The 17,832-nt window shown below is 69.6% G+C and carries 19 protein-coding genes; 12 read left to right on the forward strand and 7 right to left on the reverse strand.

Annotation, left to right across the window (positions count from 1 at the left end; all coding sequences use genetic code 11):
* Positions 1-73: 73 nt before the first annotated feature.
* Positions 74-736 (forward strand): ATP-binding protein, encoded by a 663-nt coding sequence (locus ACIRPP_RS19835; RefSeq protein ID WP_403644313.1) that lies wholly within the window; start codon positions 74-76, stop codon positions 734-736.
* Positions 737-739: 3 nt separating this feature from the next.
* Here the strand turns inward: ACIRPP_RS19835 and ACIRPP_RS19840 are convergent, their stop codons facing one another.
* The gene (locus ACIRPP_RS19840) at positions 740-3,886 is read right to left on the reverse strand and encodes a DUF3427 domain-containing protein (RefSeq protein WP_403644316.1); all 3,147 of its coding nucleotides are present in this window, start codon (positions 3,884-3,886) and stop codon (positions 740-742) included.
* Positions 3,887-4,047: 161 nt separating this feature from the next.
* On the opposite strand from ACIRPP_RS19840, the gene ACIRPP_RS19845 reads away from it, so the two are divergent.
* Positions 4,048-5,037 (forward strand): YDG/SRA domain-containing protein, encoded by a 990-nt coding sequence (locus ACIRPP_RS19845; protein WP_403644319.1) that lies wholly within the window; start codon positions 4,048-4,050, stop codon positions 5,035-5,037.
* A gap of 48 nt (positions 5,038-5,085) precedes the next feature.
* Positions 5,086-5,454 carry an iron chaperone gene (locus ACIRPP_RS19850; RefSeq protein ID WP_403644322.1) on the forward strand — a complete coding sequence of 123 codons (369 nt, stop codon included), beginning with the start codon at positions 5,086-5,088 and terminating at the stop codon, positions 5,452-5,454.
* 100 nt (positions 5,455-5,554) lie between these two features.
* Here ACIRPP_RS19850 and ACIRPP_RS19855 read toward each other — a convergent pair whose 3' ends face one another.
* Positions 5,555-6,571 carry an SEC-C metal-binding domain-containing protein gene (locus ACIRPP_RS19855; protein WP_403644325.1) on the reverse strand — a complete coding sequence of 339 codons (1,017 nt, stop codon included), beginning with the start codon at positions 6,569-6,571 and terminating at the stop codon, positions 5,555-5,557.
* A 192-nt stretch (positions 6,572-6,763) separates the two neighbouring features.
* Here ACIRPP_RS19855 and ACIRPP_RS19860 point away from each other — a divergent pair, with 192 nt between their 5' ends.
* From ACIRPP_RS19860 to ACIRPP_RS19870, 3 genes are all read left to right on the forward strand, one after another.
* On the forward strand, positions 6,764-7,108 hold the full coding sequence (locus ACIRPP_RS19860) for a DUF6412 domain-containing protein (RefSeq protein ID WP_403644327.1): 345 nt from the start codon (positions 6,764-6,766) through the stop codon (positions 7,106-7,108).
* Positions 7,109-7,319: 211 nt separating this feature from the next.
* Complete coding sequence (locus ACIRPP_RS19865) at positions 7,320-8,039, forward strand: YidC/Oxa1 family membrane protein insertase (RefSeq protein WP_403644330.1); 720 nt, start codon at positions 7,320-7,322, stop codon at positions 8,037-8,039.
* Between the two features lie 172 nt (positions 8,040-8,211).
* Positions 8,212-9,069, forward strand: coding sequence for a fumarylacetoacetate hydrolase family protein (locus ACIRPP_RS19870; RefSeq protein WP_403644333.1), 858 nt, complete (start codon positions 8,212-8,214; stop codon positions 9,067-9,069).
* Positions 9,070-9,203: 134 nt separating this feature from the next.
* Here the strand turns inward: ACIRPP_RS19870 and ACIRPP_RS19875 are convergent, their stop codons facing one another.
* The 3 genes from ACIRPP_RS19875 to ACIRPP_RS19885 are packed head-to-tail and all read right to left on the reverse strand — an operon-like array spanning position 9,204 to position 11,399.
* On the reverse strand, positions 9,204-9,695 hold the full coding sequence (locus ACIRPP_RS19875; RefSeq protein WP_403644336.1) for a hypothetical protein: 492 nt from the start codon (positions 9,693-9,695) through the stop codon (positions 9,204-9,206).
* 4 nt (positions 9,696-9,699) lie between these two features.
* On the reverse strand, positions 9,700-10,839 hold the full coding sequence (locus ACIRPP_RS19880) for a hypothetical protein (protein ID WP_403644338.1): 1,140 nt from the start codon (positions 10,837-10,839) through the stop codon (positions 9,700-9,702).
* Entirely contained in the window at positions 10,839-11,399 is a 561-nt protein-coding gene (locus tag ACIRPP_RS19885; RefSeq protein WP_403644341.1) for a hypothetical protein, read from the reverse strand. Before ACIRPP_RS19885 ends, ACIRPP_RS19880 begins: the two co-directional genes overlap by 1 nt.
* Positions 11,400-11,541: 142 nt before the next feature.
* On the opposite strand from ACIRPP_RS19885, the gene ACIRPP_RS19890 reads away from it, so the two are divergent.
* From ACIRPP_RS19890 to ACIRPP_RS19905, 4 genes are all read left to right on the forward strand, one after another.
* A complete protein-coding gene (locus ACIRPP_RS19890; RefSeq protein WP_403644649.1) occupies positions 11,542-11,685 on the forward strand; it encodes a hypothetical protein in 144 nt (47 codons plus the stop codon).
* A gap of 40 nt (positions 11,686-11,725) precedes the next feature.
* Positions 11,726-12,163, forward strand: a complete 438-nt coding sequence (locus ACIRPP_RS19895) for a sulfatase-like hydrolase/transferase (RefSeq protein WP_403644344.1) — start codon at positions 11,726-11,728, stop codon at positions 12,161-12,163.
* On the forward strand, positions 12,129-12,572 hold the full coding sequence (locus ACIRPP_RS19900; RefSeq protein ID WP_403644347.1) for an NUDIX hydrolase: 444 nt from the start codon (positions 12,129-12,131) through the stop codon (positions 12,570-12,572). The genes ACIRPP_RS19895 and ACIRPP_RS19900 overlap by 35 nt, the downstream gene beginning before the upstream one ends.
* Positions 12,573-12,869: 297 nt before the next feature.
* Complete coding sequence (locus ACIRPP_RS19905; RefSeq protein WP_403644350.1) at positions 12,870-13,595, forward strand: S1 family peptidase; 726 nt, start codon at positions 12,870-12,872, stop codon at positions 13,593-13,595.
* A gap of 73 nt (positions 13,596-13,668) precedes the next feature.
* Here the strand turns inward: ACIRPP_RS19905 and ACIRPP_RS19910 are convergent, their stop codons facing one another.
* Together ACIRPP_RS19910 and ACIRPP_RS19915 are read right to left on the reverse strand one after the other, a co-directional pair.
* Positions 13,669-14,163 (reverse strand): heme-degrading domain-containing protein, encoded by a 495-nt coding sequence (locus ACIRPP_RS19910; RefSeq protein WP_403644353.1) that lies wholly within the window; start codon positions 14,161-14,163, stop codon positions 13,669-13,671.
* Positions 14,160-15,236: a Gfo/Idh/MocA family oxidoreductase gene (locus tag ACIRPP_RS19915; protein WP_403644355.1), complete on the reverse strand. Its 1,077-nt coding sequence runs from the start codon at positions 15,234-15,236 to the stop codon at positions 14,160-14,162. Before ACIRPP_RS19915 ends, ACIRPP_RS19910 begins: the two co-directional genes overlap by 4 nt.
* A gap of 89 nt (positions 15,237-15,325) precedes the next feature.
* Between ACIRPP_RS19915 and ACIRPP_RS19920 the strand changes: the two genes are divergently transcribed.
* Together ACIRPP_RS19920 and ACIRPP_RS19925 are read left to right on the forward strand one after the other, a co-directional pair.
* A complete protein-coding gene (locus ACIRPP_RS19920; protein ID WP_403644634.1) occupies positions 15,326-16,672 on the forward strand; it encodes an ROK family protein in 1,347 nt (448 codons plus the stop codon).
* Positions 16,673-16,795: 123 nt separating this feature from the next.
* Positions 16,796-17,731 (forward strand): hypothetical protein, encoded by a 936-nt coding sequence (locus tag ACIRPP_RS19925; RefSeq protein WP_403644358.1) that lies wholly within the window; start codon positions 16,796-16,798, stop codon positions 17,729-17,731.
* Positions 17,732-17,832: the final 101 nt, after the last annotated feature.

Consider the following 17,832-nt stretch of genomic DNA (forward strand, 5'->3'; position numbering starts at 1 on the left):
AGAGTTTCAATGCAACTCTGGGTGTGGGACGCACTGCACCGCGTAGTCATCGTGTCCCAGGTAGGAGCAAACCGTGGACGATTCCACCTACGTCCCCCTGGCAACTTGGGGACTCCCCTTCATCGCACAACCCGAAGAGGTCTCAGCACTGCGCTCGCTCATGCGCACCCGACTGAGCGCATGGGGGCTGTCGGAGCTCAGTGATACGGCCCAACTGTGCGTCAGCGAGTTGGTGGCCAACGTGATCACCCATGTCGGCGGCGGTACCCCCGCGAGCCTCACCATGCTCCGACGTGGTGGTCGACTACGGATCGAGGTGAGGGACCCGGATCCCTGCGCGCTACCCAGGCTCGTGGAGACCAGCGACGACAGCGAGGAGGGCCGTGGGATGGCACTCGTTGAGGCCCTCACAGACCGCTGGGGGATCGAGCTCTGCACGCATAGCAAGGTGACCTGGTGTGAGCTCGTGACCGAACTGACCGTGTCGGAACAGCATCGGAACGCGGAGCGAGTGAAGCGAGCCACAAGAGTGCTCACCTCCTACGGCAATCACGAACCTCCTGTTGTCTCACGGCGGAGTCGTGTCGGCGCTCTGACGAGAGAAGCTGCCGCCATTGACGTCATCTCTGACCTGCTGCACCTGCTCCGGGAGCACGGCCATGATGTGGATGAGGTCTTGAACCGTGCCCAGTCGCACTTCGAAGCGGAGGTGGAAACGGTCTGCGCCCCCAGGTGACGGTCAGCCCGCGGCCACCGCCTTGGCATACGTCAAGACATCAGCCGGGAGTGGGTACTTCAGCTTCCAAGTGATGGCCATGGGCTTGCTGCCCTCGTGGCCCACGTACTCGGCGGGACCGAGCAACATCCACGGCTGTGCGCCGCCGATGTCGGTGGTCTTGAAGCGGCGGACGAACAACAACACCTGGCTGCCCCGAGCGACGTGGTGCTGGTAGCGCAACCCGGTGGGAGACGTTTCGGACGTCGTGTTCTGTGATTCCCAGTGGAAGTGCGTCTCGCTCAGCGCGAAGTCGTGGTAGCGAGTCTGGGGGGAGAAGTCCTTCTCATCCTTTTCTAGGGTGATGAGGAGGGCATCGGTAGCCACAGACTCACACCACTTCACACCCTCCCGGAAGTCGCCCGGCATGAAACCCCCCACCTCGGCCTGGCCGAGGGCGGGCAGGATCTCCTCGCGACTGTAGGAGGCGTGCACACTCAGCGGGATACCTCGGTTACCGAGCAGCGGGATCGGTACGTGCTCGGTGTGGGCAAGGTTGTACGCCAGCAACTGGCGTAGTTCCTCACGGACGGCTCGGTGCCTGTGGAGAGCGGCGAAGCCTTCCTCATAGCTGGCATAGCCCTTCCTGGTGGCACCTCCCAAAGGCCAGAGCTGGAAGAACAGCATGTGGGCGTATGCCTTCCCCTGCTCATCAAGGTCGCTGTAGGGGGTGCTGTCGTCTTCGAGCATCCGCGTGTAGGCCTTGACCCGCAGAGGATCATCGACATGGAGGAAGGCGGGCATGCGCTTGAGCAGTGCAGCCTCACCATCAGGGGCTTCACGGTCCATGAGACCTGCGCGGCGGAGGAGGCCCGTCCAGGAGTTCCCATTTCCTCGGTAAATGTCCTTGATGTCACGGCCGCTTTCCTCCAGGTAGCGGCCGAGTAGGCGTTCTCCATAGTCAGCTACTTCACGGGCCAACGTGGTCACGTTGACGTTGAGCTGGTCCCTGATATTGGCAATGATCGTTTGCTTAGCCTTCTCCTCCAGCACGATTTCGCATCCGGCGGGGAGCTTCGGAAAGCCGTGCTCGATGTGGTCCAGCAGCCGCTTGCGTGTCAGGTTGGTGAGGGCGCGGAACTGGTTCTCGAAGCGAAACTCCTTGCGGTGTTGGCCAATGAAGTCCAGCACGGTCAGTACCGGCTTGGTGTCGGAGCGGCGAAGTCCCCGGCCGAGTTGTTGGAGGAACACTGTGGCGCTAGACGTCGGCCGAAGCAGCAGGAGTGTGTCCACATCAGGGATGTCCACGCCCTCATTGAAGAGGTCGACGGAGAAGATCACTTGGAGTTCACCCGACGTGAGGTCCGCGAGCGCCTGGCGCCGCTGATCAGCCGGCGTCTCCCCGGATACAGCGGTTGCGGCGAAGCCGGCTGAGCGGAAAGACTCCGCCATGAAGTGGGCGTGAGCGACGGAAACGCAGAATCCCAGCGCCCTCATACGGCTTGGGTCGGAGACCTTCTCTTCTACAGCCTTCACGACGAGCGCGGCACGCACCTTGTTCCCTGTGACGACGTTGCTGAGTGCAACCGCGTCATATGCGCCGCGCTTCCACTCCACGGAGCTGAGATCCGTCGTGTCACTGATGCCGAAATAGTGGAAGGGGGAGAGGAGTTTGTTGTCTAGCGCTTCCCAGAGGCGCATCTCGGCGGCGATGCGGCCATCGAAGAACTCGTCTTGGATGTTCTTGCCGTCCATGCGCTCAGGCGTTGCCGTCAGTCCGAGTAGCTCCACTGGTCGGAAATGGTCCACGATCTTTCGATATGTGGGTGCGGTTCCGTGGTGGAACTCGTCAAATACGATGACGTCGAAGTGGTCGGGAGCGAGACGATCCAGTGCTCGTGTGTTGAGGGATTGGACACTGGCAAAGACGTGTGTCCAACGCTCGGGGATCTCGCCGCTGTGCAGGTACTCGCCGAAGTTGGCATCGAGAAGGACCTCTTGGTATGTCCGCATAGACTGCTGCAAGATCTCTTTACGATGGGCAACGAACAAGAGTCGTAGATCGCGGCCGTGGTCGTGCCGGAGCTGCTTGTAGTCCAGCGCCGCCATAATGGTCTTTCCTGTGCCGGTTGCAGCTACCAGGAGGTTGCGGTGACGATCATGTAGCTTCCGTTCGACCTTCAAGCGCTCCAGCATGTCTCGCTGGTAGGGGTAGGGACGCACTTCGAGGCCGGACAGCGTGATCGCGCGGCTTGCGCCGGATGTGCCGCTCGCCACGGCCAGCGCTTCCTGGAGGCGACTTCCGTCGGATTGCGGGTCGTACGTTTCGAAGGACGCGTCGTTCCAATACGACTCGAATGTCGCCTCAAACTTGCGCATTACATCGGGCGTAGCCACGGAGGACAGGCGAACGTTCCACTCCAATCCGTCCAGGAGGGCTGCCTTCGACAAGTTCGAGCTTCCGACGTACGCCGTGTCATAGCCACTATCGCGCCGGAACAGCCATGCCTTCGCGTGCAGCCGCGTAGAGCGGAGCTCGTAGTTGACCTTGACTTCGGCATCAAAGTCCTGGACCAGGCGGTCCAACGCTCTGCGCTCAGTCGCTCCGATGTAGGTGGTGGTCAAGACCCTGATGGGCACGCCTCGTTCACGCGCCGCATGGAGCGACCGCTCGATGACGCGAAGTCCGTGCCATTTCACGAAAGCGCACAGGAGATCAACGCGGTCCGCTGTGGCGAGCTCTGCGCGCAACTCGAAGCCGAGGCTCGGGTCCTCAGGGGAGTTGGTGAGGAGCGCGGTATCCGAGAGCGGGATGGCCGGCCGCACGGCGAAGACCCCTGGTGCTTCTTGCTGTGCAATGGCTAGGAGCTGCTGGGGGCCCGCTGCGATGAGGTCAACCCACTCTTGAGCGCCGTGGAGCGTGCCGATGGACTCCAGGATGTGGTTGGCCGCGTGGACCCGCTCCTCAACGGGCACGTTCTGCAGGACGCGACGCACTGTGCCCGAGATGTGTCGCGCGAGTACGTGGGGGACTGACTCAGGCCCGACCACCTCACTGATCGGATGCCAGCCAAGTTCGGGGAGCTGCTTCAGCTGCTGTTCGAAACGGAGCGTGATCAGCTGCTCGTACAGGCCCGCGGCGGGTTGGGGCAGATCCTCCAGCTCAGACACACGGGCTCCTCTTGCCACACCGGACGACTTGGCTCATGTGTAACAGAGCGCTCTGACAGCCGGGGGTGAGGTTGGCCGATACAGACCCATGGACTGTCGCAACTTGACTGCGATGCACAGGAGTTAGCGAAAAACGATCACCATCGCTCCAGTATGGAGCGATGGGAATCGAACGCGTCATCGGACACATTGAGGGCGTGCCCGTCGGCACGATCTTCCACAGGCGTGTGGACGTGCAACGTGCGCACCTGCACCAGACGAACCAGCGAGGCATCTCGTGGCTGGTAGACGTGGATGGCAGCAAGGTCGGCGACGCGATCGTCCTACACGGCGGCTACGTGGATGATGAAGACGACTGGGGGCTCATCAAGTACACGGGAGCTTCGGAAGGCAAGGATAAGGACTCCACGGGTGGGCTCGTGCGCAGCCAGTCGTGGTCCTACCAAGACAATGCTGCTCTCTTGCTCAGCTATGAGCGCAAGTATCCCATCCGCGTAATCCGAGGGTATAAGGGCGACGAGCGTTATTCGCCGTCCAACGCGTACAGATACGACGGCTTATACGAGATCACGGCCGTGCGGACAACACGTTCCAAGCGACCCGCTCCCGATGGGTCCGAGATCGACATCTGCCAGTTTGAGCTCCGGCGCCTGCCTGATCAGATCCAAGTGCAGACGCCAGTCGAGCGACACGTCATGGATGTATTGGAGGAGCTCCATGAAGGGGACTCGCGGGAGGAGAAGTTCCCGCGATCGCGCAGCATGCGGGTGCGTCGCCTGATACGAGACACGGCTGCCGCTCAACGGATCAAGCAGCTCTATGGCGGGCAGTGCCAGATGTGTGGTCTTCGTCTGCTTGGACCCGATGGCACGCCGTACTGCGAGGGCGCGCACATACGGCCCTTGGGGAGACCACACCACGGGCCCGACGTTGAGCCCAATATCTTGTGCCTCTGTCCTACCTGCCACGTGCGCCTCGATATAGGTGCAGTCGTAGTGGATCAGGATCGGACCGTCATTCCCCGAGCTGACCTGTCCGGTGTGCGTCTTCTTCCTGAGTTGGCGGTGAAGGATGGCCACGGTATTCACCCGGACTACCTCAGATACCACCGCGGGTACTGGGAGGCTCAGGGAACTGTCACACCGGGGTAGATCTAGCCCTCAGGGAGGATCACTAGCCGTCCGGAATACACTCCCCCCATGGTGCAAAGCACAGCCAAGAACGTGGACGCCTATCTCGCCGAGGTGCCGGAGGAGCGGCGGGAGGCTCTGGCCGGGCTGCGGGAGCTGTGCCGGGCCGAGCTCACGGGGTTCGACGAGGTCATGGCGTACGGGATGCCTGCCTATGTGCGGGGCGGCGGGGCCGCGGAGATCGCCTTCGCGAGTCAGAAGCAGTACATCTCCTTCTATCTCATGCGCGGTGGTGTCCGGGAGGCGTTCGAGGAGCGTCTGGCGGGCCACGACATGGGCAAGGGGTGTCTGCGGTTCCGTAAGGCCGGGGACGTCGATTTCGAGCTGGTGCGGGATCTGCTGAGGGCGACCGCCGCGGAGCCGGGGGCGCCCAGCTGACCGGGGCGCGTGCGTGCCCGGGGCGGTGCGGCGGGAATGGTTGCGGGGCGCCCCGGCTGCCGTGGTGGACCGGCGGACGGGGCGCGGGCCGCTCCGGCCGTCAGGCGGCGGTCCCGTGGCACTCCCCGTACGTCCGGCCCGAACCGCACCAGCACCCCGCCCCCCGCTCCGGCGGCCACGCCACGGCCCGGCCGCGGGCCGCGAGGGTGGTCGCGTACTGGGGGAGGAGGGTGGCGTCGTCGGGGGACGTGCCCTCCGAGGCGGCGAAGGCCTCGTAGGAGGGGACGGTGCCGGTGACGATGCCCAGGTTGGCGGTGCCGGAGGCGGCCAGTTCGCGCAGGGCCGCCTCTATGGTCGCCAGGTGGCGCTCGGGCGAGGGGTACTCGGAGGACAGCGCCGGGTAGGCGGCGAGCAGTTCGGCCAGTTCGCCGGCCGGCCAGTGCAGGACGGCCACCGGGAAGGGGCGGGACAGAGCCTCGCGGTACGCGCCCAGTTCCGCGCGCAGGCGCGTGAGCTCGGCCTCCAGCTCGGCAGGGTTCTCCGAGCCGAGGGACCACACGCGCTTGGGGTCGTGCAGCTCGTCCAGGGTGATGGGCAGGGAGTGCACCGAGTCGGCGACGGCGTCCCACTCGTCGTGCGGCACGCCCAGCATCCGACGGACGCGGTGGCGCCCGAAGAGGAGGGGGCGCATGGCCCGGGACGGCTCCGTCCCGGCGGGCAGGAACAGGCGCACGGCCTCGGTGAACGTCTCCTGCGCCGCCTCCAGCTCGTCGTGCGCCTCCAGGGACTCCGCGATGATCACCCAGGCCGCCGGGTCGTGCGGGGAGGCCGTGCGGATGCCGTCGATGATTGCGCGGGCCTCGGCCTCGTGGCCGTACTCCCAGAGGTTGGACGCCTTGAGGGCGCGGACCAGGTGGGGGCTCTCCAGCGGGGTGCCGGAGGAGAGCAGGCGGTCGTAGAGGGCGGAGGCGGCGGGGCGGTCGCCGGACAGTTCCCGGTGGGCCGCGGCCCGCAGCAGCAGGGCTTCGGCGTCCTCGGGGTACAGATCGGCGGTCCGCTCCCAGCGGGCTGCTTCCGCGGTGTGGTCGACGTTTTCGGCGGGCGTGTCGGGGCGCATGGGGGACACCGTACTGCCGTCGGGTGACAGACGTGAGGGAGCGGTCGGCCCCTGGACGTCCCACCGCGTTCACCGGGCCTTGTGCCCGTCCGCGCCCCGTCCTGTATAACGAAGCCAGCCCGTATGACGAATCCGGGCAGCGGGCCGGACCGGTCCGTGACCGGTGACGAACCAGGGGGGAGTGTGACGGCGGTGATCTCGCGTCGGAGTGTGCGGCCGCGCCCCGCCGAGGGCCGTCTCCTCGCCGTTCTCCTCGTCCTCGTCCCCTTCGCGCTGCTCCTCGTCGCGCCCGACGCGGCCGGCGGGCTGTCCGTCGGCGTCGCGCTCGCCGCGACCACCGCGGCCGGGGCCGCGCTCACCGTCTGCGCGCTGGTGTCCGCGCGCTGCGTGCCCGTCGTGCCGCCCACCCGGGTGCGTACGGCGATGCGTGACCGGGACCTGCGGACCGCCTTCCTGCCGCAGCGCGACCCCGACGCCAGGGGCCGCACCCGGCCAAGGGCTCCCGGAGCCGCCCTCCCGGCGACCGCCGCCGCGTAGGGCCTTCCGGCGACCTTCACGTTCTTCCGCGTTCCGCGTCCGTGTTCCGCGCTCCCTGTTCCGCATTGGGCATTGCGCGTTCCGTGTTCCGTGTTGTCTCTCCGGTCGGCTCTGTGCGGGGTCGTGTCGTCATGCCGTCCTTCTCCACCGGTGTCCCGCCCCTGCGGCCGGGACGCCGTCCGGCACGACGAGACCCCCGGAGGGCTCACCCATGTCCGTCTTCGCCAGCCTGGTCGAGCACCTGGCCGACCTGCTCCAGCCGCTGTTCGGCGCCGCCTCGGCCGCCGCCGCGATCGTCCTGTTCACCGCGCTCGTACGTCTCCTCGTCCACCCCCTGTCCCGGGCCGCCGCGCGTGGCCAGAAGGCGCGGGCCGCGCTCCAGCCGCGCATCGCCGAACTACGCGCCCGGCACCACCGTGATCCGGAACGGCTCCAGCGGGCCGTGCTGCGGCTGCACACGGAGGAGAAGGTGTCCCCGCTGTCGGGGTGCCTGCCCAGCCTGTTCCAGCTCCCGGCGTTCTTCCTGCTCTACCACCTGTTCTCCAGCGAGACCGTCGGCGGACGGGCCAACGCGCTGCTCGGGCACGAGCTGTTCGCTGCACCGCTCGGCGGGCGCTGGACCGATGCGCTGGGCGACGGCGGGGTGTTCGGGGCGGCCGGGCTCGTGTACGTCGGGCTGTTCGCCGTCGTGGCGGTCGTCGCCGCGTTCGGCTACCGGCTGACCCGGCGGTCGATGGCCGCCCACCCGGCGCCGGTCGCGGGCGGCGGTGCGGCGGAGCCGGTGCCGGGGGTGGCGGCGGTGACCCGGTTCCTGCCGTTCACGTCCTTCTTCACGCTGGTCACCGTGGCGGTCGTGCCGCTGGCCGCCGCGCTCTACGTGGTGACGAGCACGACGTGGAGCGTGGCGGAGCGGGCCGTCCTGTACCGGTGACGCCGGGCGGTACGCGGTCCAGTGGGTGAACGGGGCCTTGTCGCGTGGACGCGCACTGTGGAGGATCGGCCGAGTCCGCCGAGGGGGCGCGTCCCGCCGCACCGGTCGCTCCCGTCGGGCGGGCTCACGATCGAGTCCGTCCGCCGGGCTCACGATCGAGGGAGACGTGACCATGAAGCTGCTGCGAGTCGGTACGGCGGGACGGGAGCGGCCCGCGCTGCTCGACGACGGCGGTACTCTGCGCGACCTGTCAAGCCTCGTGACCGACATCGACGGGACGCTGCTCTCCGACCCGGAGGCGCTCGCCCGGATCCGGACGGCCGCCGCCACCGGAGACCTGCCGGTGCTGGACGGGGCGGGGCTGCGGACCGGTCCGCCGCTGGCCCGGATCGGCAAGATCGTCTGCATCGGGCTCAACTACCACGACCACGCGCGGGAGACGGGGGCCGAGCCGCCCGCGGAACCCGTCGTCTTCCTGAAGGCGCCGGACACGGTCGTCGGGCCGGACGACCCGGTCCTGGTGCCGCGCGGGTCGCGCAAGACGGACTGGGAGGTCGAACTCGCGGTCGTCATCGGCCGTGAGGCGCGCTACCTGGAGACGGCGGAGGACGGGCTCGCCCACGTCGCCGGGTACGCGGTGTCGCACGACGTGTCCGAGCGGGAGTTCCAGATCGAGCGCGGCGGCACCTGGGACAAGGGGAAGAACTGCGAGACGTTCAATCCGCTCGGCCCCTGGCTGGTGACCGCCGACGAGGTGGCCGACCCGCAGGACCTGCGGCTGCGGCTGTGGGTCAACGGCACGCTGCGGCAGGACGGCACGACCGCCGAGCAGATCTTCCCGGTGGGCGAAGTCGTCCGCTACGTCAGCCACTTCATGGTGCTCCGCCCCGGCGACGTGATCAGCACCGGCACACCGGCCGGCGTCGCCCTGGGCCGTCCCGAGCCGAAACCGTACCTGCGCGCCGGGGACGTGGTGGAGCTGGAGATCGACGGCCTGGGACGGCAACGGCAGGAGCTGCGCTCCGCCTGACCGGGCACGGCGGCGACCCCGGCGGGGTGAGCCCGGCGGGCGGGCGGCGAGGGCGCAGCGGCCCGGTGCCCTCACTGCCTGTCCCGTGCCGCCCGTCCCCTTGCCGCCCGCCCGCCCGCGCGGTTGCGGCGGGCTCAGCCGGTCCGGAGCCGCAGCCGGAAGGCCGGGCAGACGTCCGGGTCGTCGTCCGCGTAGACGTACAGGCGTCCGTCGCCCTCGGCGATCGACAGGGAGTCGAGGGTGTCTCCGTCCAGGAAGCGCCGCGGCGCGGTGAACGAGAGGGACAGGCGCGCGAACTCGGTGGCCGTGGTGCCGCCCTGCACCACGGCCCACGTGCCGGACCCGTCGAACGTCCCGCCCAGCTCGCCGTCGTACCAGTCGCCCGACGGCCAGCCCCGCACGGTGACCGTGCCGCCGGCCGGCCGGCTCCCGGACGCCTTCAGGGTCAGCACCGCACCTTCCGCGTCGCCCTCACCGCCGTAGGTCCCGGCGAGTTGCCCGGAGGTGGCGCCGACCGCCTGCCGCCCCAGACAGCCCTCGACGCCGTCGGCGGCGGACGAGCAGCCCGGCAGACAGGTCAGCAGAGCCAGCACGGCGGCAGCCGCCGGAATGCGTCGTCGGGACACCGGCTCACTTCTCCTTCGCCGCAATACGCTCGGTCCATACGATCTCCTGATCTACGGAGGAGAAGACTCCCTTCTCCCGGTTGAATTTTTCCAACCAGTCGTAATAGCCGATGTAGTGGAGGAAAGATTCATTGCTGGTGTTGTTCTTCAGGGTGTACTCGACCACCACGGAGCCGTCCGGATCTTGACCCTTGACTGTGTAGTTCAGGTTATATGAGCCGGTGAATGCCTCGCCCAAATGGTCTCTGTCGCCTGTGAGAATTGCTGGTATATCTGCAGTGACGAGCTTCTTGAAGGCTCCCAGCTTGCCGCTCTCCGAGATCGAGTACGCCACGCTGCCCTGGGGCTGACCGCTGGATCGCCACTGCTCCAGTGTGTCCAGCCGCAACTGCTCCATACTCTTGCTTGACCTGATCAGCTCGGTCATCTCGTCGCCGTAGGAGTAGTCGCGGTGCCTGGGGCCGTCGCCAGTCACCCAATCCCAGCCCAGCGAGTACGGATCGTCTGAACTGATCCCTGGGTAGGGGTCTTTGCCCCGGAGGGCAAGGCTGAGCGCGTTGTAGGTTTCCTCTCCGATCTTCTTGGTGGAGTCGATGTCGGTGAGCAGCGGATCTTTGTTGAACCACTGGCCCAGCCCGATGTCGGCCATGAGACTGTAAGCAAGATTGCGGTCGGCCGTGGCACCCCGTTTGAGGATCTCCGCGATCTCTTGATCTGCCGCGTCGATGGTTTTCTTTTCCTCGTCGGTCAGTGTGGCCTTGCAGACGTTGTCGATGATGTCCGGGGACAGTGTCCCGTCACTAGTGATGTGCAGACCCTTCTCTTTGGCGCGCCGGGTGGCGTCCTTGAGATCCCTCTGGGCAGACTTCAAATCGCCCACGCCGTCCTCGACCACGCGCCGGGCTGCATCAGCCACCTTCGCAGCGCTCTTCAACTGGCGTTCAATGTCGTCGATCATCCTCCAGGCGTACGGGGCCGCGACGCCTTCCCAGTAGCCCTTGTCGCGCAACGGCTTCAACACTTCGTCGTGCATGCGCTTGCTGAGGCCCTTGATGTCCCGGTGGATGCTTTCCCAGCGGTCCGCCAGGTCGTCCAGCGCTGACAGATTCACAGTCAGCAGCGTGAGGTAAAAGGTCTCCGCCATCAGTAGTCCTCGAGTGCCGAGCGAACATTCACCTGTCCGACGGTCTGGCTTACGCCCATGTCCGTTTTGGTGTAGGTGCCGTCACTCAGTCGTAGGCTCTCCGAGATGTGGGCGAGCCATGCCGCAACCGTGCCGGCCTGCCGCTCCCACTGCCGGTGTGCGAGCCGGACCGCACGCGCAGACTCAAGCCCTTCCAGGGTTCCCACTGCCTTCAGTGCGGGTTCCTCGAGCGACGCGGCCGGCTTGTAGAAGTGGTCGTATATGTCGTCGGCCCGGCTCGCCGCCTTCTTGAGTACCCCTGGTGCGATTCTCAGGTCGACCGGTGGTCCGGCGGAGTTCGGCGGCCGGAGACCGTGAGGGTCCAAGGTCAGCTTCGGTCGGGCCAGGGGGTCAGCAGTGCTGTCCGCGGGCGGCGCGGTGTAGTGGCCTTCCCAACCGGGGAGAACCTTGTGTCGGTCCATCTCCTCTGGCGACAGCGGGAGTTGCGTGCTGTCTGGTTCCGGAAGCCGGTCGTCCCCAGCGGCCTCGCCGCCACTCCTGGTTGTCGTGCCTTCGCTCATCTAAGCTCCCCGTTCCTGTCGTCACTCAGACAATCATGGAGAAGGTGGGATGATCGCATCCGGGGAGCGGGTCAGGCCGACAACCGCGACGATCCGGACCGCACTGCGAGAGGCGAGGCAGAGGTCGTGCGCGCCCTGCTGCGTGGCCGACCCGCAGGACCTGCGGCTGCGGCTGTGGGTGAACCGTACGCTGCGGCAGGACGGCACGACCGCCGCGCAGATCTCCCGGGTGGGCGTCGCCATGGGCCGTCCCGAGCCGAGCCGTACCTGCGCGCCGGGGACGTGACTTCTCGCGTGAGACACCGCTCGGAGCGGTGCTGCCCGACATGTTCGACGAGGACCACTGGCGGCCCCACTTCAGTTCCCCTGAGCCCGACTCCACCCGCCACCAGGTCGAGCACGCCCTGACCGTCGCCGAGCGGTACGCCGGCCGACCGCTGTTCCTCTTCGTCAACGTCTCCGCCACCCACGTCCCCCACGGCCACTACACCGGTGCCGGAGTCGACTCCTGGCAGTCCCAGGCCGCTGCGCTCGCGTACGCGGACGAACACCTGGGCCGCCTGGTCGAGGGGCTCACCGGCAAGAAGAGATGGCTGATCATCATGTGTGCCGATCACGGCGATGCCTTCGGAGAGGACGGCTACCACGGTCGTGGCATTGCTCATCCGACCGTGTTGAACGTGCCGTTCGCGGCCTGGCTGTCAGAGGAGGCGGATACGCTCCCGGGCCATGACCGACACAACACGACAAGAGGCGAAGCGTGACGCCTCCGTCATCGTGGCTCGAGATGCGGAGGGCATGGTCGCCGTCCTGGCCGCCGAATTCCCCCAGCACGGCGGCGAGTACGTGTTCCTGCCCGGGGGGCGCCGGGAGCAGGGCGAGACACCGGAGGACTGCGCGCGGCGTGAGCTGTGCGAGGAAGCCGGTGTCATCGCCCGGACCTGGCGACCCCTCGGCTCGTACGCCATCACCCTGGAGTCCACTGCCCGCATCCACCTTTTCCTGGCCGAAGGGCTCACCTGTGGCCCGCAGCAGCTCACGCCCGGCGAAGAGAGCTTCAAGCTCATGTGGTGGCCGATGCCAGATGCGATTCGGGCTGCCACCGAGGGGCGCTTCCTGCTTCAAGGGGGACCGCTGGCGCTCCTGTTGGCCCAGCAGGCCATCGCAGTCTGAGAGGCGTCGGTCCCGGGCACCGACCGACAGCCCGCGCGCATCGGGTTCCACCTGAGCGGATGCGGACCCGGACCGGACCGGGCCCCCGGCCCACCCCCCGGCCGGGTATAGCACCGTGTTATCGCCAAGCGTTAGTACCCCGTTCGACGAATATCCGGGAACCTGTGCCGTACCCCGCATCGAACTCCTGTGTCACGGGCCGGAGTTCGGGTGGGGTGCGGTCCGGTGTTCCTCGCCGGGCCGTGTCCCCCACAGTGCGCACGCGTCCCCCTGCGTGCACGTCGAATCGAGGAACCCTTGCGCATATCCCGGCTCGTTCCCGCGCTCGCCGCCGCCGCGGTCACCGTCCTCGCACTCCTCAGCCCGACCGCCGCCGCGGCCGAGGCCCCGGCGCCGCCCCCGAGCACCAAGGCGCCGCAGCCCATCATCGGCGGCGGCCACGCCTCCAGCGGTCCCTGGGCCGCGCGGCTGTTCTCCAACGGCAGAGAGACCTGCTCGGCCACGATCATCGCGCCGACCTGGATCCTCACCGCCAAGCACTGCGTCACCGGCGGCGGGCTGTCCTTCCGCATCGGCAGCCTGGACCAGCACAGCGGCGGCACCGTCGCCAACGGCGTCCAGACCTACACCCACGGCTCGGACCTCGCGCTCGTCCGCCTCGACCGCTCCGTGTCCGCCACGTACGCGCGCCTCGGTCAGCCGGGCACCGTCCGGGTCGGCCAGAACGTCCAGGTCTACGGCTGGGGCGCCACCTCCCGGTGCGGCTCCGAGGCCAACTGCCAGTCCCGGTACCTGAAGGTCGCCAACGTGACCGTCACCGGCGGCTGCACCGACGCCTACGGCGGGTCCGCGATCTGTGCCCGCCGCGGCGACGGCATCACCGCGGGCGGGGACTCCGGCGGCCCGATGATGGCCAACGGCGTCCAGGTGGGCGTCGCCTCGACCAGTGACCGGCAGACGACCACGGCGTACACGAACGTGACGGCGTACCGCTCCTGGATCCAGTCGGTCGCGGGCGTCTGAGGTCCGCGGCGTACGACGACGGGCCCTCACCGCGCGCAGTGCGGTGAGGGCCCGCAGGCATGCTCGGGGTGGCTCAGCAGGCGGCCAGGAAACGCTCCAGTGCCTCCACCACCATGCGGTGGTCCTGGAGTTGGGGAAGTCCCGACACCGTGACCGCGCCTATCACGCCCACGTCGACGACGGTGATCGGGAACGAACCGCCGTGTGCCGCATACGTGTCGGGGTCCAGGCGCGACGACTCCTCGAACGTCGTGCCCTTGGCGCGGTGGCGGGCGCCCACCAAGTAGGAGGCGGAGCCGTAGCGTTCGACCACGCGGCGCTTGCGGGCGATCCAGGCGTCGTTGTCCGGCGTGGAGCCGGGCAGGGCGGCGTGGAACAGCTGCTGCCCGCCGCGGTGGATGTCGATGGCGACCGGGGCGTGCCGTTCCCGGGCCATCCGCACCAGGAGCGAGCCGAGCTCCCAGGCGTCCTCATGGGTGAACCGGCGGAAGATCAGGCGCCGTTCCTGCGCCTCCAGTTCCTCCACGGTCGGCGTCGTGTCGGTCGGCGTCGTGTCGGTCGTCGTCACAGGGTCACCGTCACCTTCTCGGCGGCGGAGCGGCGGGCCGCCTCCAGGACGTCGAGGGCGTCGGCCGCCTCCTGGGCGGTCACCGGGTTGGGGCCGCCGTCCCGCAGGGCCCGCGCCACCGCCGCGTAGTAGGCGGGGTAGTCGCCGGGCAGGCTCTCCACGGCGCGTCCGCCCCCGGTCACCGGGGACTCGCCCGCGCCGATGCGGCCCCACAGCTCCTCCGGCTCCGTGCCCCAGCCGGCCGCGTCCGGGCCCGGACGCAGTCCGTCCCGCAGGGCCGCCTCCTGGGGGTCGAGGCCGTGCTTGACGTAGCCCGCCTTGGAGCCGAGGACGCGGAAGCGCGGGCCGAGCTGGGCCGTCGTCGCGGAGACGTAGAGATGGGAGCGGACCCCGCTCGCGTGCGTCAGCGCGATGAACGTGTCGTCGTCGGCCAGCGCGCCCTCCCGGCGGACGTCCGACTCGGCGTAGACGGACGTGACCGGGCCGAACAGCACCAGCGCCTGGTCGACGACATGGCTGCCGAGGTCGTAGAGCAGGCCGCCGATCTCCGCCGGGTCGCCCGACTCCCGCCAGCCGCCCTTGAGCTGCGGACGCCAGCGCTCGAAGCGGGACTCGAAGCGGTACACCTCGCCGAGCTCGCCGTCGGCGACCAGCTTCTTCAGCGTGAGGAAGTCGTTGTCCCAGCGGCGGTTCTGGAAGACGGAGAGCAGCAGGCTGCGTTCCTCGGCGAGCGCCGCCAGCTCCCGCGCTTCGGCCGCCGTACCGGCCAGGGGCTTGTCGACGACGACCGGCAGACCGGCCTTCAGGGCGGTGGTGGCGAGCGGGACGTGCGTCCGGTTCGGCGACGCCACGACGACCAGGTCCAGCTCGTCGGCGCGGTCGAACAGCTCGTCGGAGCTCGCGGCGACCCGGACGTCCGGGAAGGCGTCGCGGGCCTGCTGCTGCCGCTCGGGGTGGGAGGTGACCACCGTGTCGAGCACGAGGCCCTCGGTGGCATCGATCAGCGGGGCGTGGAACACGGAGCCCGCGAGGCCGTAGCCCACGAGGCCGACGCGGAGGGGGTTGCCAGTCATGCCCTCTACTTTCGCAACGCTGTTGCCAAAGTGCAAGCACGGGAGACAATGGGCCGGTGAACAGGACGAACGGCGGACCGGGACCGGGCCTGCGGCAGGTCACCGGCGGGGGAGCGGCCGACGGGACGGCGCGCGGCGCCGGGGGCGTCAACCTCCTGGCCCTGCGCAGCCACAACTCCGCGCTGGTGCTGGACCTGCTGCGGACCGCGGGCCCCGACGGCATCAGCCGGCTCGAACTCGCCGAGCGCACCGGGCTCACCCCGCAGGCCGTCAGCAAGATCACCGCCCGGCTCAGGGAGGACGGCCTGGCCGTGGAGGCGGGGCGCAGGGCCTCCACCGGCGGCAAGCCGCGCACCGTGCTGCGCCTGGTCCCGGAGGCCGGGCACGCGGTCGGCGTGCACCTCGACCGGGACGGGCTGCGGGCCGTGCTGGCCGACCTGGACGGCACCGTGGTGGCCGAGCGGCGCACCCCGCTGGACCTGGGCGCGGGCGCCGAGGCGGTGCTGACCCGGGTCGCCGAGGTCGTCGGGGCGCTGGGCGTGCCGGGGGTGCCGGGGGCGGCCGGCCGTACGGGGACGGCCGACGGGGCGGTGCGGGGCCTGCTCGGCGTCGGCGTCGCGCTGCCCGGACCGCTCGACCACGCACGCGGCGTGCTGCACCGGGTCACCGGGTTCCCCGAGTGGGACGGCTTCCCGCTGCGGGACGCGCTGACGGAGCGGCTGGGAGCGCCGGTCGTCGTCGACAAGGACACCAACGCGGCGGCCCTCGGGCTGGCCGTCGGCGGGGAGGGCGGCGGCGAGGGCGGCTCCTTCGCCTACCTGCACCTCGGCACCGGGCTCGGGGCCGGACTGGTGATCGGCGGGAGCGTGCACCGCGGGCCGCGGACCGGCGCGGGCGAGTTCGGGCACCAGGTCGTGCAACTCGACGGGCCGCGCTGCCCCTGCGGCGACCGCGGCTGCATCGAGGCGCTCTGCCTGGACGCGGTGGCCCGGGGCGACACTCAGGAGGCGGCCCGCGTGCTCGGCACCGGCGCCGCGAACCTCGTCGGACTGCTGGACATCGACCGCGTCCTGCTCGGCGGCCGGACGATCGCGACCGCTCCGGACACCTTCGCCCGCGGGGTGCGTGCCGTCCTCGACGCCCGCGCCCGGCGCACGGGGGACCCGCCCGTGACCGTACGCATCGCCTCCGGCAGCGACGGGGGAGGGGCGGCCGGGACCCTGGCGGGCGACGGGGCAACGGCTCCGGCGGGCGGCGCGGGAGGCACCGGCGGTGCGGAAGGGACTGGCGGCACGGAAGGCACCGGCGGTACCGAACGCAGCGGCGGCGCGCATGGCACCGGCGGCACGGGAGGCACCGGCGGTGCCACCGACGGGATCGCCGAGGGTGCGGCCCAGCTGGTCCTGGCCCCGGTCTTCGGCCGGGACGACGGATAGCGCCGGGCCCAGCCCACCCTCCCCTGGGGCCCCTCCGCCGGCCGGACGGTTTTCCGGACCCGTCCGGGTGGGCTTCCCGCGTGTCGGGGGACCGGTGGCCCCGGAACGGCAAGGAGACGTGGCATGCGACCCTGCCTGCCCGCGGCCGTCTGCCTGGCGGTGGCGGCTGCCGTCCTCCCCGTCGCCGGAGCGGCGGCGTCCGCGCGCGCCGACACCGACGCCGCCCCGGCCACGGCCTCCTGCGCCACCGCCGGGGACCGCGAGTTCCCCCTCACCACCCGCCTCCACGGCGGTCCCGCCGGCTACACCGCCGGTGGCGGCTACGGGGTCTGGTACGTGGACCTGACCAACACCACCGACCGCACCTGCACCGCCGTCCACCCGGTGATCGTGCTCGTCGACGCCGAGCGGGCCCTGAAACCCGGCCACGCGCAGCTGGAGTTCTACGACCGCGGCACGGTCACCGCCCCGGCCGACACCACCGCCCCCGGCACCCCGACCCCCACCCCCAGCTCCACCCCTACCCCCCACCCCGTCCGTTTCGAGCTCACCGACGAGGACGAGCTCGTCGGCGCCCTCGCCGACGACGAGGCGGGCTTCCGCGGCTTCACCGTCGGACCCGGCCGGACCCTCACCGTGAAGGTACGGCTCCAGTTCACCTCGGCCGCCGTCGCCAACGAGATCGTCGCCAACGCGGCCGTCGTACAGCGGCACAAGGACGACGGCGACTGGGTCGGCCAGTCCAACGACTACCGCTTCCGCGTCGAGGCCGCCCCCGGCACCGGCACCGGGGAGCCCGACCCGGACGCCCGGCGGGACCCCGAGGAGGACCGCGCCCCGAGCCCGGGCCCCCACCCCCGCCCCGGCGACAGCACCGGCCCCCCCTCCTCCACGGCCCCGGCCCCGGGCACGCCCGCCCCGTCCGCGTCCTCCCCGTCGCCCCTGCCGCTCGCCGACGAGCTCGCCGCCAGCGGCACCAGGGCCCGGATCCTCGCCGTGGCCGCCGCCGCCCTGCTCGCCGGCGGAGCGGCGGTGCTGCTGGCCCGCAGTCGGGGCTGACCCCATGACCGTCGGCGGGGCTGAATCACCTTCGGCGGCCCCGCCCCGGACCGACGTGGACCGGCCACCGTCGGCGGGTCTGAACGACCGCCGGCGGCCCC

The organism is Streptomyces sp. NPDC101219, from assembly GCF_044767675.1.
GTDB lineage: Bacteria > Actinomycetota > Actinomycetes > Streptomycetales > Streptomycetaceae > Streptomyces.

Bases quoted from the DNA above. Each gene is read 5' to 3' on its own strand.
- ACIRPP_RS19915 (WP_403644355.1), bottom strand. From the start codon at position 15,236: ATGACTGGCAACCCCCTCCGCGTCGGCCTCGTGGGCTACGGCCTCGCG.
- ACIRPP_RS19925 (WP_403644358.1), top strand. From the start codon at position 16,796: ATGCGACCCTGCCTGCCCGCGGCCGTCTGCCTGGCGGTGGCGGCTGCC.
- ACIRPP_RS19865 (WP_403644330.1), top strand. From the start codon at position 7,320: ATGTCCGTCTTCGCCAGCCTGGTCGAGCACCTGGCCGACCTGCTCCAG.
- ACIRPP_RS19900 (WP_403644347.1), top strand. From the start codon at position 12,129: ATGACCGACACAACACGACAAGAGGCGAAGCGTGACGCCTCCGTCATC.
- ACIRPP_RS19880 (WP_403644338.1), bottom strand. From the start codon at position 10,839: ATGGCGGAGACCTTTTACCTCACGCTGCTGACTGTGAATCTGTCAGCG.
- ACIRPP_RS19885 (WP_403644341.1), bottom strand. From the start codon at position 11,399: ATGAGCGAAGGCACGACAACCAGGAGTGGCGGCGAGGCCGCTGGGGAC.
- ACIRPP_RS19895 (WP_403644344.1), top strand. From the start codon at position 11,726: ATGTTCGACGAGGACCACTGGCGGCCCCACTTCAGTTCCCCTGAGCCC.
- ACIRPP_RS19850 (WP_403644322.1), top strand. From the start codon at position 5,086: ATGGTGCAAAGCACAGCCAAGAACGTGGACGCCTATCTCGCCGAGGTG.
- ACIRPP_RS19855 (WP_403644325.1), bottom strand. From the start codon at position 6,571: ATGCGCCCCGACACGCCCGCCGAAAACGTCGACCACACCGCGGAAGCA.
- ACIRPP_RS19870 (WP_403644333.1), top strand. From the start codon at position 8,212: ATGAAGCTGCTGCGAGTCGGTACGGCGGGACGGGAGCGGCCCGCGCTG.
- ACIRPP_RS19845 (WP_403644319.1), top strand. From the start codon at position 4,048: ATGGGAATCGAACGCGTCATCGGACACATTGAGGGCGTGCCCGTCGGC.